The sequence below is a fragment of the Rothia mucilaginosa genome (assembly GCF_001548235.1).
Taxonomy (GTDB): Bacteria; Actinomycetota; Actinomycetes; order Actinomycetales; family Micrococcaceae; genus Rothia; species Rothia mucilaginosa_B.
Genome location: NZ_AP014938.1, coordinates 450,417 through 463,127 on the forward strand (window position 1 = coordinate 450,417; position 12,711 = coordinate 463,127).

The 12,711-nt window shown below is 62.1% G+C and carries 10 protein-coding genes; 1 reads left to right on the plus strand and 9 read right to left on the minus strand.

Going from position 1 to position 12,711, the window contains the following annotated elements:
• Positions 1-459: 459 nt before the first annotated feature.
• From gatB to RM6536_RS01735, 9 genes are all read right to left on the minus strand, one after another.
• Positions 460-1,965: an Asp-tRNA(Asn)/Glu-tRNA(Gln) amidotransferase subunit GatB gene (gene gatB, locus RM6536_RS01695; RefSeq protein ID WP_060823776.1), complete on the minus strand. Its 1,506-nt coding sequence runs from the start codon at positions 1,963-1,965 to the stop codon at positions 460-462.
• Positions 1,965-3,569 (minus strand): Asp-tRNA(Asn)/Glu-tRNA(Gln) amidotransferase subunit GatA, encoded by a 1,605-nt coding sequence (gene gatA, locus RM6536_RS01700; protein WP_060823777.1) that lies wholly within the window; start codon positions 3,567-3,569, stop codon positions 1,965-1,967. The genes gatB and gatA overlap by 1 nt, the downstream gene beginning before the upstream one ends.
• A 15-nt stretch (positions 3,570-3,584) precedes the next feature.
• Positions 3,585-3,881 (minus strand): Asp-tRNA(Asn)/Glu-tRNA(Gln) amidotransferase subunit GatC, encoded by a 297-nt coding sequence (gatC, locus tag RM6536_RS01705; protein WP_005507016.1) that lies wholly within the window; start codon positions 3,879-3,881, stop codon positions 3,585-3,587.
• A gap of 215 nt (positions 3,882-4,096) precedes the next feature.
• Positions 4,097-4,849, minus strand: coding sequence for a transglycosylase family protein (locus RM6536_RS01710; protein ID WP_060823778.1), 753 nt, complete (start codon positions 4,847-4,849; stop codon positions 4,097-4,099).
• A gap of 710 nt (positions 4,850-5,559) precedes the next feature.
• The gene (gene ligA / locus RM6536_RS01715; protein WP_060823779.1) at positions 5,560-7,791 is read right to left on the minus strand and encodes an NAD-dependent DNA ligase LigA; all 2,232 of its coding nucleotides are present in this window, start codon (positions 7,789-7,791) and stop codon (positions 5,560-5,562) included.
• Between the two features lie 219 nt (positions 7,792-8,010).
• Entirely contained in the window at positions 8,011-8,904 is an 894-nt protein-coding gene (locus tag RM6536_RS01720) for a PP2C family protein-serine/threonine phosphatase (RefSeq protein WP_060823780.1), read from the minus strand.
• Positions 8,901-10,052 (minus strand): adenylate/guanylate cyclase domain-containing protein, encoded by a 1,152-nt coding sequence (locus RM6536_RS01725; protein ID WP_060823781.1) that lies wholly within the window; start codon positions 10,050-10,052, stop codon positions 8,901-8,903. Before RM6536_RS01725 ends, RM6536_RS01720 begins: the two co-directional genes overlap by 4 nt.
• A 289-nt stretch (positions 10,053-10,341) precedes the next feature.
• Positions 10,342-10,830, minus strand: coding sequence for a glucose ABC transporter permease (locus RM6536_RS01730; protein WP_060823782.1), 489 nt, complete (start codon positions 10,828-10,830; stop codon positions 10,342-10,344).
• Positions 10,831-10,966: 136 nt separating this feature from the next.
• Complete coding sequence (locus RM6536_RS01735) at positions 10,967-11,911, minus strand: biotin--[acetyl-CoA-carboxylase] ligase (RefSeq protein ID WP_231917978.1); 945 nt, start codon at positions 11,909-11,911, stop codon at positions 10,967-10,969.
• 243 nt (positions 11,912-12,154) lie between these two features.
• Here RM6536_RS01735 and RM6536_RS01740 point away from each other — a divergent pair, with 243 nt between their 5' ends.
• Complete coding sequence (locus RM6536_RS01740) at positions 12,155-12,436, plus strand: YciI family protein (protein ID WP_049341641.1); 282 nt, start codon at positions 12,155-12,157, stop codon at positions 12,434-12,436.
• Positions 12,437-12,711 lie beyond the last annotated feature (275 nt).

The following is a 12,711-nucleotide window of genomic DNA, read 5'->3' on the forward strand; positions in this document are numbered from 1 at the left end:
ACCGCACATTAAATAGAACGCTCCGTCTGTATCTTGAGGGATACGGACGGAGCGTTTCTCGTTTAAGTACATTGCGTTACTGGAGGGACGGCGTTCGTCCTCGTTCCTCTCAGGCTGGGAGGGGCGGGGCGCCGCATATTTCCTCCGCGCCTACGCAGGGGCACCCGTCACCCGGACGCTCCGCCCCTCCTCGCTCCGCATCGGAGAGCGTCCGGGCTGACACCCTGAGGGCGCATCCGGAAAACGCGGCCGCACCCGCACAGTATCCCAGCGCGGAAAGGCGGTATCGTCCGAACGTGACATCAGGGTGCCCGAAGCGAAGCGAGGGCGGGTGCCCCTGTAGGAACGAGGACGATAACCGCCTTTCCAAGCGGAATCTGAGAGAGCACGAAAGAGGCGCCGCCTCCCACCTCGGGAGACAGCGCCTCTTTTACGTTAGAGCCGGGTCAGCGGAAAAGCTTAGCCTTCCACGCCGCACTCAGCCAGGATCAGCTCACGCACGCGGGCGGCGTCAGCCTGACCGCGGGTAGCCTTCATGACCTGACCGACGATAGCGCCAGCAGCCTGAACCTTACCGGCACGGATCTTGTCGGCAACGTCGGGCATTGCTGCCAGTGCTTCCTGGACGGCTGCGGTGAGCGCGCCGTCGTCAGAGACCACGGCGAGGCCGCGTGCCTCAACGATTTCGGCGGGGGTGCCTTCACCGGCGAGGACGAACTCGAGCACCTGGCGGGCGATCTTGTCGTTGATCTTGCCTTCGGAGATGAGCGCTTCGAGGGCGACCACGGTTGCGGGCTCCACGCCGAGGGCGGTGAGCTCAACCTCAGCCTGCTTTGCGCGGCGGGCGATTTCACCCATCCACCACTTGCGGGCTGCTGCTGCGGTTGCGCCTGCGGCGACGGTCTCTTCGATGACGTCGAGTGCGCCTGCGTTGACTACGTCGCGGAACTCTTCGTCGGAGTAGCCCCATTCGCCCTTGAGGCGGCGGCGGCGTTCTGCCGGGGGTTCGGGCAGTTCGGCACGCAGACGCTCAATCCACTCGCTGTTGGTGACGACCGGTACGAGGTCCGGTTCGGGGAAGTAGCGGTAGTCGTCAGCGTCGGACTTGGGGCGACCCGAGGAGGTTTCGCGGGTGTCTTCGTGCCAATGGCGGGTCTCCTGGGTGATCTTTTCGCCGCGTTCGAGGATCGCTGCGTGGCGGCGAATCTCGTAGCGGACGGCGCGCTCAACCGAACGCAGGGAGTTCACGTTCTTGGTTTCGGAGCGGGTGCCAAACTTTTCGGCGCCCTTGGGCATGAGGGAGACGTTGGCGTCGCAGCGGACGTTACCGCGTTCCATGCGGGCGTCGGAGATGCCGAGGGAGCGGACGATGTCGCGGATTGCGGCAACGTAGGCGCGTGCCAGTTCGGGTGCACGCTCGCCGGCGCCGACGATGGGTCGGGTGACGATCTCAATCAGGGGCACGCCTGCGCGGTTGTAGTCGACCAGGGAGGAGGTTGCACCCTGGATTCGGCCGTCTGCACCGCCGACGTGGGTGAGCTTGCCTGCGTCTTCTTCCATGTGGGCGCGCTCAATTTCGACGGTGAAGATGGTGCCGTCTTCGAGCTCAACGTCCAGGGAGCCGTTTTCCGCGATGGGGCCGCCAGCCTGGGAAGTCTGGAAGTTCTTCGGGGAGTCCGGGTAGAAGTAGTTCTTGCGGGCAAAGTAGGACTTGTCTGCAATCTCGCAGCCCAGTGCCAGGCCGAGCTTGATGGCGGACTCAACAGCGGTCTTGTTCACCATGGGCAGCGCGCCGGGCAGGCCGAGCGATACGGGGGTGACGTTGGTGTTGGGTTCGTCGCCGAACTCGTTGGGTGCGGAGTCGAACATCTTGGTTTTGGTGTTCAGTTCGACGTGCACCTCGAAGCCGAGGACCGGGTCGTACTTTTCGATGGCTTCTTCGAAGCTGAGGACTTCTTCACTCATTACTTGGTTCCCCCAAAGTCAAAGTCGCGGATCAGGGTTTCGGTGTCGGGCAGGCTCTTGTAGAGCGGTGCGCCCCACTTTGCGGTCAGCAGTTCTTCCAGGGCTGCACCGACGCGGTAGAGGCGTGCATCCTCGCGGGCGGGTGCGGTGAACTGGATGCCGACGGGCAGGTTGTTCTCTTCGGAGAGGCCGCCGGGCAGGGAGAGCGCCGGGACGCCTGCCAGGTTGACGGGCACGGTTGCGACGTCGCCCAGGTACATTGCCATGGGGTCGCCTTCGGTCTTCTCGCCGAGTTTGAACGCGGTGGAGGGCGCGGTCGGGGAGATGAGCACGTCGCACTTTTCGAATGCTGCTGCGTAGTCTCGCTGGATGAGGGTGCGTACGCGCAGTGCGGCGCCGTAGTAGGCGTCGAAGTTACCTGCGGACAGTGCGTAGGTGCCGAGGATGATGCGGCGCTTGACCTCGTGGCCGAAACCTGCGGAGCGGGTTGCGGACATGACGCGTTCGATGGTGACGGGGCCGTCTTCGGGTACGACGCGCAGGCCGTAGCGGACGCCGTCGTAGCGTGCCAGGTTGGAGGACACCTCGGAGGACATGATCATGTAGTAGGCGCTGATGGCTTCGGTGACGGAGGGCAGGGAGACCTCGATAATCTCTGCGCCTGCGGCACGCAGCTCTTCGACGGATTCGCGGAAGCGTGCGAGGACGCCTGCTTCGAAGCCTTCGCCGTCGCCGCCGCCGAGTTCCTTGATGACGCCGATGCGCAGGCCGGACAGGTCGCGCTTGCGTGCGGCTTCTGCGCCTGCCTTGGCTCCTTCAACGAAGTTGCCGGGCTCATCGGGCAGGGAGGTTGCGTCGAGCGGGTCGTGGCCTGCGATCGCTTCGTGGAGCAGTGCGGTGTCCAGGACGGTGCGGGCGACGGGACCGACCTGGTCGAGAGAGGATGCCATGGCGATGACGCCGTAACGGGAGACGGAGCCGTAGGTGGGCTTGACGCCGACGCTACCGGTCAGTGCTGCGGGCTGGCGGATGGAGCCGCCGGTGTCGGTGCCGAGCGCCAGGGGTGCCTGGAAGGCGGTGACGGCTGCTGCGGAGCCGCCGCCGGAGCCGCCGGGTGCGCGGTCGAGTGCCCAGGGGTTGCGGACTACGCCGAATGCGGAGTGCTCGTTGGAGGAGCCCATTGCGAATTCGTCGAGGTTGGTCTTGCCGAGGATGGGCATGCGTGCTTCGCGGACCTTGCGGGTGACGGTGCCGTCGTAGGGGCTCATCCAGCCTTCGAGCATGCGCGATGCTGCGGTGGTGGGCTGGCCCTTAGTGACGATGAGGTCCTTGACGGCGATGGGTACGCCTGCGAGCAGGGGCAGTTCCTTGCCTGCTGCGCGGTCTGCGTCCACTGCTGCTGCGGTGGCGAGTGCTTCTTCGGCGTTGATGTGCAGGAAGGCGTTGAGGCCGCTCTTGCCGTCTGCTCGGTTATCGCTTAGGGGTGCGCCGTCGGTGGCTGCGATGCGGTCCAGGTGTGCCTGGGTGAGCTCGACGGAGGTGATTTCGCCGGATGCGAGCTTTTCTGCTGCTTCTGCGGCGGTGAGCTGGATCAGTTCGTTCACTTGGTTGTTCTCCTCTTAGTCTTCGTCGAGGATTGCCGGCACGCGGAACTTGCCGTCCTGTGCGTCGGGGGCGCCGGAGAGCGCCTCTTCCTGGGTGAGGGTGGTGACGGGTACGTCTTCGCGGAAGACGTTCTCGAGGGGGATGGGGTGGCTGGTCGCGGGGATGTCGGCAGTTGCTTTCTGCGACATGGTCTCAACGGATGCGACGATGACGTCCAGCTCAGACGCCATCGCGGTGAGTTCTTCATCGGTCATCTCAATGAGTGCCAGCGATGCCAGGTGCTTTACCTGTTCAAAGGTGATGGCAGACATGGTTCTCCCGTAGTTTGTTTTCTTGTCTCTTCTCTAGTGTAGTGGAGGTTGCGTGTTCCGTCTCATTGGGGGTTGGAGGGTTTACCTGCTGGTTTGTGTGTTCAGGCGGTGTCCTTCTCCCCTGTTTTAGGGTTAAATGCTCAACGCCCCGCTCCTCGTGTGAGGTGCGGGGCGTTGGGCCACAACGTGTCCACGTTACGCTTGAGGGTTAATCCTTAGGCGGGGATGGTCAGAACCTGGCCGGGGAAGATCAGGTCAACGTTGTAGATGATGTCGGTGTTCGCAGCTGCGATTGCCTGGTAGCCGCCTGCAACGCCGAGCTTTGCAGCGATCAGCGAGAGGGAGTCACCGGGAACCACGGTGTAGGTGCCTGCTGCAGCCTTGGGAGCTGCAACGGGTGCTGCTGCGGGAGCCTCAACTGCCGGTGCAGCGGGTGCTGCGGCGGGTGCCTCAACTGCTGCGGGAGCTGCCTGAGCTGCCGGTGCAGCGGGTGCCTCAACTGCTGCGGGTGCAGCCTGAGCTGCAGGAGCTGCGGGTGCAACCTGTGCCGCGGGAGCGGTGTAGGTCTGCTGGGTCTGCGACTGTGCAGCCACGGTGGTGGTGGGCTCGGTGTAGGTGGGAGCTGCGCCGGTCTTGCCGTAGAGGCCAAGCTTAGCGGAGCATGCGGGCCATGCGCCCCAGCCCTGGATAGCGAGCAGACGCTCGCCAGCCTCGATCTGCTGTGCACGGGAAGCGGTCGCGGGGGAGCCGGACATGCCGACGCCGTTCCAGGACTGCTGGGTGAACTGCAGACCGCCGTAGAAGCCGTTACCGGTGTTGATGGACCAGTTGCCACCGGACTCGCACTGTGCCAGTGCATCCCAGGTAGCACCGTCTACTGCGTTTGCAGCAGGCATCGACAGGGTAGCTGCTACAGCGCCACCGATGGCGAGAGCTGCTGCGGTACGACGAATGGAAGTGTTCTTCATAATGCTCCTTGGGGCCGTCCCCGCTCGTTCCGTCCCCGGAACTCTAACGCGCCGCCGCTCACCCTTTGATAACGAAGTAGGTTACTCATGTTCTGGCTCTACCATGTGAGCGGCTCTCCACCGATTTCATGTCACCGTGAGCGATTCTGCACTTGTGTGCGGAATCCGGGTGGCACTTCCTCGATGGGGACGTGCGGTAGAACCGGGCATCGTTTCAAGCATTCCAAGCTTGAAACCACACAGGCGATTCCCTTGCGAGAATCTATCTGGTCTCAAAGATAGCCGAGGTTTTTTATGATTCCAACCTGATTTCAAGTTCACAGCGAACGTCCCGAGTTCTCCCAGGGTTCTTTCAGGTAAAAAGTGCAGGAAACATTAATTAAGACCTCGAGCCCCGCGTACCTTAGGGGTTTTCCCCCGAAATTTCGGGGTTTTCTAGGGGTTTAACTCGGATGCACTCCCCCGCTGAGCTTTCTGATTCGGGGTTGATGAGCGCCACCTTTAAGGGTTTTGAACGGCGTGTAAATATTTTTTAAATATTTCTTCGCTTTGGGAGTGTTTTAAGGCGCTTCCACCTTAAAAGCTGTGGTAATTATAAATGCCAAAAATTGGCATTCAGGCTCTGGAGCACGCACTCCAGAGCCTGAATGCTCTATATATTGCACTCTATATATTGCAGGGGTCAGGTTCAGATGACCCCGCTACCGGGCCTACTCGGCGGTAGCCTCGACCGCCTCCGGACCGCCCTCGAGCAGGGCGGTGAAGCCCTCCTCATCCAGTACCTTCAGTCCCAGCTGCTGAGCCTTATCCAGCTTCGAGCCGGCGTTCGCGCCTGCGACCACAAAGTGGGTTTTCTTAGACACCGAACCGGATGCCTTACCGCCGCGAGAAATAATGGCTTCCTTCGCACCGTCACGGGTGTAGCCGTTCAGCGTACCGGTCACGACCACGGTCAGACCCTCCAGGGTGCGCTCCACGGACTCGTCGCGAGTATCTTCCATACGCACGCCGGCGGCAGCCCAGGAGTCCACAACCTCGGCGTGCCAGTCCTCAGCGAACCACTCAATAATCGAGTCGGCAATCGTGGTGCCCACACCGTCCACAGCGGCAAGGCGTTCACGGTCAGCCTCGCGGATCGCCTGCATCGAACCGAACTCCGCGGCGAGCGCGCGGGCAGCGGTCGGGCCCACGTGGCGAATCGAGAGGGCAACCAGCACGCGCCACAGCGGCTGCTGTTTTGCCTTCTCCAGCTCGGCGAAGAGGTTCAGCGTATTCTTCGTGGGCTTCGGCTCGGGGCGTGCCTTGGTCGGTTTGGTGTAGAAGTAGGGCACACGCTCCATCTTTCCGGTGCCCACGCCCTTGACCTTCTTCTCACGCTCGATGGTGACCTCGCGCAGGTCCTCGATGTTGAGGCTGAACAGGTGTGCCTCTGTCGTGAGCGGAGGGGTGTCCGGGGTTGCGGGGCTGGTGAGTGCCTTTGCTGCTTCGTAGCCGAGCGCCTCAATGTCGAAGGCGCCGCGGCTTGCCGCGTAGTACACGCGCTCGGTCAGCTGTGCAGGGCAGGAGCGCGGGTTCGTGCAACGCAGGTCCACGTCGCCTTCCTTGCCGGGGGCAAGGGGCGAGCCGCAGGAGGGGCATTCGCTGGGCATGACGAACTCGCGTTCGGTGCCGTCACGCAGGGCGACCACGGGGGCGACAATCTCGGGGATCACGTCGCCTGCCTTGCGCAGCACCACGGTGTCACCGATGAGCACGCCCTTAGCCTTGACCACGTCCTGATTGTGCAGGGTGGCGCGTTCCACGGTCGAGCCGGAGACGAACACGGGCTCCATGACGCCGTAGGGGGTCACGCGGCCGGTGCGTCCCACGTCCACGCGGATGTCCAGCAGCTTGGTGTGCACCTCCTCGGGCGGGTACTTATACGCAACCGCCCAGCGCGGCACGCGGGAGGTGTAGCCCAGCTGAGCCTGGGTCGTGAAGTCGTTGACCTTAATGACGATGCCGTCGATTTCGTGCACTAGGGAGTGGCGCTGCTCGCCGTACTTGTTAATGAAGTCGAACACCGCCTCGGTGTTATCGGCGATTTCGCTGTAGGGGCTCACGGGCAGGCCCCAGGAGGCGAGCAGGTCGTAGGTCTCGTACTGGGTGGCAATATCCAGGCCGGTGCGCGACCCGATGCCGTGCACGTACATGCTCAGCGGGCGCGATGCGGTCACCGCCGCGTCCTTCTGGCGTAGCGAGCCTGCCGCGGCGTTACGCGGGTTCGCGAAGGGGTTCTTGCCGGCGGCAATCATGGACTCGTTGAGCTTCTCAAAATCGGCGGAGGAGATGAACACTTCGCCGCGGATTTCAATCTCTTCGGGGTGGTTCTCGCCGGTCAGCTGCTGCGGGATGCTCGCAATGGTGCGCACGTTGTGGGTGACGTCTTCGCCGGTGGTGCCGTCGCCGCGGGTTGCCGCGCGCACGAGGGTGCCGTTGCGGTAGAGCAGGTTCACCGCGAGGCCGTCAATCTTCAGCTCGGTCAGCCACTGCGGTGCGCTACCGGTGAGGTTGCGGACACTCTCATCGGTTTTGGTCAGCCAGGCGCGCAGCTCCTCGAAGGAGAAGACGTCCTCGAGGGAGTACATGCGCTGCAGGTGGGTGACGGGCGCGAAAGCTTCGATGGCTTCACCGCCGACTTCCTGAGTGGGCGAGTCATTCGCAATGATGAGCGGGTGCTCCGCCTCTATGATTTCGAGGCGGCGGTAGAGCGCATCGTACTCGGCGTCGGAGAGGAAGGGCGCGTCCTCGTTGTAGTAGGCGCGGCGGGCGGCACGAATCTTATCGGTCAGTTCCGCGTACTCGGCACGCAGGGCCTCGGTAATTTCCGCGGTGTTTTCTGCGGTGCTCTCTGCTCGAGTCTCGGCGGGGGCAGTCTGCTGGGTGGTGTTGTTCTCAGTCACCCGTCCAGTCTAGCGTTTTTGCCGGTCCTCTCCCCTATTACTCGTCATCCTCTCCCCTATCGCTCGTCATATTGCCGGGTTCCGCAGGCGCATATTCACTGCCTCTACGCTCAATCTCTACGGTCAGTAACGCTGCCTTCGGATACAGTTCACCCCCGCCTCCTATAGGCGCTCAATCGAGCACCCGAGAAAACGGGGGTGAATCACACGGTATGAAGTTTAGGCTTCGACAGCGTCGGCAACAATCACGGTAATGTTGTCGCGGCCGCCCGATCGTAGCGCCTCGTGCTGGAGCACGTCAGCGGCGTCCTGCGGGTGGCGGATCGAAGTAAGCACGCGCGCCATGTACTCGTGCGAAAGCTCACCGGAAAGACCGTCGGAGCAGAGCATCAGGCGGTCACCGGCGCGGGCGGGCAGAACCCAGAAGTCCGGTTCCCAGTAGTTGCCGGTACCCAGCGCGCGGGTAATCACGTTGCGGCGCGGGTGGGTCAGCGCCTCCAGGGCGGTAATCTGACCCTCGTCGACCAGGTACTGCACCTCAGAGTGGTCGCTAGTGACCTGCTCCAGCGAGGCGGAGCCCTCAGCGCCGGGCAGCTTCTCCATGGCGGAGTGGTGAATACCCTCGTCCTCACGTAGCAGGCGATAGGTTCGGGAGTCACCCACGTTGAAAATAACCCACAGGTTACGGTCACCGATGCTGGTCAGCCAGGCGCCGGTGACGGTCGTACCGCCGGAGCGGGAGAGCGCCTGCTTAATTTCTTCGTTGGTTTCGCCGAGGATATCGTGCAGGCGGTTCAGGGTGCCCACGATTTCGTTGTTAAGCAGGGTGTTTGCGCGGCGGCGGCGCTTGGCGGGGTCTTCCTCGTCAATAGCTGCGAGGCGCTCAAGGTAGGTCTGCTGTTCCTCTTCGCTACGGCCACCGGGCATCGTGAAGAACGGCGAGTAGGCGAGCTGACGCACGCACAGGCGCGAAGCAACCTCGCCCGCCTCGTGGCCTCCCATGCCGTCCGCGACCACGCAAAGGGAACCGGCGACGACCATCGAATCTTCGTTATTTTCTCGATGTGCGCCGCGGTGCGTTGCACCACCGGTACGTAGTTTCAGTTCAGTCATGAGAGGTCTATCTCCATTGTGTAGTTCACGCGACGAGTCACCGCCACGGGGTCTACGTTACCAAAGCTTCTAACGTTTCGCGTTCCTTGAGAGGTGAGAGTATAGCGATTTCCCACCTGTCGGAGCGTGTTTGCTGTCTCATTATCGGTCAGCACGGTACCCGGTTCAGCCAGGGAGACCAGGCGCGCAGCCAGATTCACGCTGGAGCCGTACACGTCGCCGCGGTTAGCCAGAACCTCGCCCCAAATGAAGGCGACGCGTGCATCCGGCAACTGCGGGTCGGCACCGATCTTTTCGGAGAGCTGCAGGCTAATTTCTGCGATAGCGTCCGGGGTTTCAGTGAGGAAGAAAACTTCGTCACCAAGAGTCTTAATAATGCGACCGCCCAGGGGTGCGATAACGTCCAGGCAGCTCTGCTCGAAGTGGTTGATGAGCTGAGAGAGAGCCGCGGCGTCCAGGTTACGCACCAGGGAGGTGTACGAGACCAGATCAACGAATCCGACACCGCGCACCAGGGGCAGGCGGGAAAGTCCGGAGGTGGTCACATTGTTTTCGCGCAATCCCAAGCGCAGGATTCCGGCGTACATCTGGCGACGGTATGCGTACAGCGCCAGACGCTCGAGAACCTCAAGGTAGCGCGGGAAGTCTTTGAGGAGCTTGCGGCGGGCATCATTATCGCTGAGGTTTTCGGTGACCATGATGTTGTGCACGAGCGCCTCAATCTGCCAGGCGACGGTGCGGTCGGTCAGTTGACCTTCGGCGCGCACGAGGGATGCCACATATTCCATGCGGATGTCGCCTTCTGCGTCCAACTTCTGCAGGTCGGCGAGCATCTGCACGTCTGTTTCAGTGAAGTAGGGCGCGTGGTCGGCAATGGTCGGGAAGCCCATGTTGTGCCAGATGCGCTGGGCGGTTTCGAGGGGAAGTCCGGCGCATTCTGCGGCTTCTATGGGGGTGTAGCGGCGGCCCTGTCCCAGGAGCGACTTTTCGAGGGCTCGGATTCCTGCCTTGGATTCCTCGTCTCGGTAGATATTGTTCTGGGCGAGGTTCTGCAGAATTTTGAGGTTCAGCATTTGGGTTTCGGGGCCCATGGTGGCGCCGGTGCCCTGCGGAGAGTGTGCAGGTTTCTGGGGGTCTGCCGTGCTCATTGCCGCTGCCGCTCCTTTCAAATCTGCCGAATCATCTGTTCTATCGTGCGAGTGCGCTAGCGTGTGCCGTGCGTCGATTGTGCACTGCTTCACTGTATAGCGCCTTGTTACTATACCCCCACTGCGATGTTATGGGCGTCAAAGCGCCCACATCCAAAGATATTTTAGTGGAGTAATTCACATTTAAGAATACTCTAATCCGCATTTTTTCGGCAGATTTAGGTGCCGGGTTAGACTCTGAGCCAACCGGCCCGCCCCCCTGTAGCGGGCGGCCGCACCCCGGAGAGGGCTAGATGTAGCGGGAGCGCAGGGCGTAGTAGTCGCGTCGGGCGGCCTTAATTTCTTTTTCAAAGCGCTTGGGCTCGGGCACGTAGGTCAGGCGGTGGTGCACCCCGCGGCAGACCACATACACCGAACCGTAGCCCAGCCACGCCCCCAGGCCGCGCTGTTTTGCCCAGCGTTCCCCCATGGAATCCAGGTAGAGGGATTCATCTCCGCTGCGGGTCATCATGCCGCGGCGCACTACGAGCCGGTGGGTGGTCAGCAGGTAGTAGGTGGTTGCCCAACGCCAGGCGGTGCGCACGGCGCTAATCAGGGTACCTACCGCACAGATCATGCCGAGAGTCCACAGAATCGGTGAGGACCGTGCCGTGGAGGCGAAGGTTGAGGCGGCTATAGCAACCAGCAGGTAGGCGAGCGCGGGCAGCAGGGCACCGTAGTGCTGTCGGGTCGCAATGATGACATGCTCACCGGGGTTGAGTTTTCCGCGCAAACGCATGGTGTTCCTTAGCTGTGCTGGTTGTTATGTTCCGGCTGGAGGCGCCGGTTGAGGTGGTGTGGGGTGATGGAGTTGCCGTGCTGGGCAGAAATTTTATGGGCTGAAGTTTTATGGGCAGAAATTTTAGGGGTTGGTTCTAGTGTGCCTGCTGAAAATCTCCGTAGCTACCGTTGGCGGGGCGAAGGTGCTCAATATCGCCCACCGCGTAGGGCTCTAGGGTTCCGTCCTCGCGGCGAATGAGGATGCGCCCCTGCGCGTCAAGGTCTTCGGCGATGCCTTCTACGGTGCTTCCGTCGGGCAGGCTCATGCGCACGCTGGCTCCGAGGGTTGCGGTGGCGGCGCGTGCCTGGTCGAGCAGGCTGATGCTCTCGGGCTTGAAGGGGTCGGAGTTGAGGGGGTCGGGGCGTTCGGGGTCGCCGCCGGCGCGCACGAAGGCGCGGTAGCGGCGGGCGAAGATGCTCAGCAGTCGGGTGAGCACCTCGGAGGAGTCGATGACCTGCCCGGTGCACAGACTCAGGCTGGTTGCGGTGGGCACAGGCAGCTGTTCGGCGGACATGTTCGTGTTCTGGCCGATGCCCACAATAATGCTGCGCCGCCCCTCGGTGGAGCCGCTTTCGGGAACAAGCTGGGCGAGGATTCCGCAGCCCTTAGCGCCCTGTGCGATGACGTCGTTGGGCCATTTGAGGGCGGCGTCTACCCCGTAGCTGCGCCAAATATCGACCACGCTGAGCCCGGCGATGAGGGTCAGCCAGTGGTAGCTGTCTTCGGGTAGTTCTCGGGCGAGCGGGTCTGCGGAGGCGTGCGGGCGCACCACGATACTTGCGGCGAGGCAGGCTCCGGGTGGGGCGGTCCAGGCTCGGGCGAGGCGGCCGCGTCCGGCGCTTTGGTAGAGGCTGGCGTAGACGGAGAGCTCGCCGAGCTGTTCGCGTTCGGGGTCCGTGCCGTCCATGAGTAGTTCGCGGGCGCGGGTGGTGGTGGAGTCGACTTCATCGTAGAGGTGTACGCTGGAGTACCCGGTTTCCATTGCGATGGTGCGGATGCGCGGGGCATCCAAAACCGAATGACCGCTCTCGGTATGCATATTCTCTTCCATGGGCTGCGCCTTTCTGTCCTGTCCAAAACTACTCTGCCGTATGTCGACCCGCTTTCAGCTCACCGCCAAAACCTGCCGGTTTCTACCGAGTCGCACTGGCTTCTCACCATATCAATTTCTTGCCGCCGGTGATGCCCGTCCGGCGCCCGAGACGGTACATTAGACAGTGAGGGTGCATGAAGCACCGACCGGCTGCGGAGGTTCCTCCGCCCTGCTCGAAAGAAGACCGTTATGGCTTATTACGCAATTACTTATGTTTACGCAGCTCCCGAGGAGCAGGCGAAGTACCGCCCGGCTCACCGCGAGTACCTTGGTTCGCAGATTGAGGCGGGCAACCTGATTGTTTCCGGTCCTCTGCTGGATGGCGAGACCCCCGCCGGCGCTCTGCTGATTGCAAAGGTCGACTCCGTTGAGGCGGCCGAGAAGCTGGTTGCCGGCGACCCGATGAACATTGGTGGAGCGGTTCTGTCTCACACCATCACCGAGTGGAACCCGGTTCTGGGCACCATCTAAGCGTCATTCACGCTGAAAAAGCTTGAACGTGAACCCCCTTTTTTCGCCGGCAAGGTTTGCCGGTGCGAGAGGGGGTTTTCTGTGCTCTCTTGAGTCGTTCTTTCGCACTTTTCGTTCGCTATATGCACCTTCTTCTGTGCTGAGTGCATAAAAGTGTATCTAGTGTTGATATTCTGGCTTCTCACCTGGCATATGTGCGCTAGTTCGCACTATAGTTGAAAGATATGCACATTGTTCAAGAGTGCTCTTCGGGGCACCTGAGCACCCTATCACCG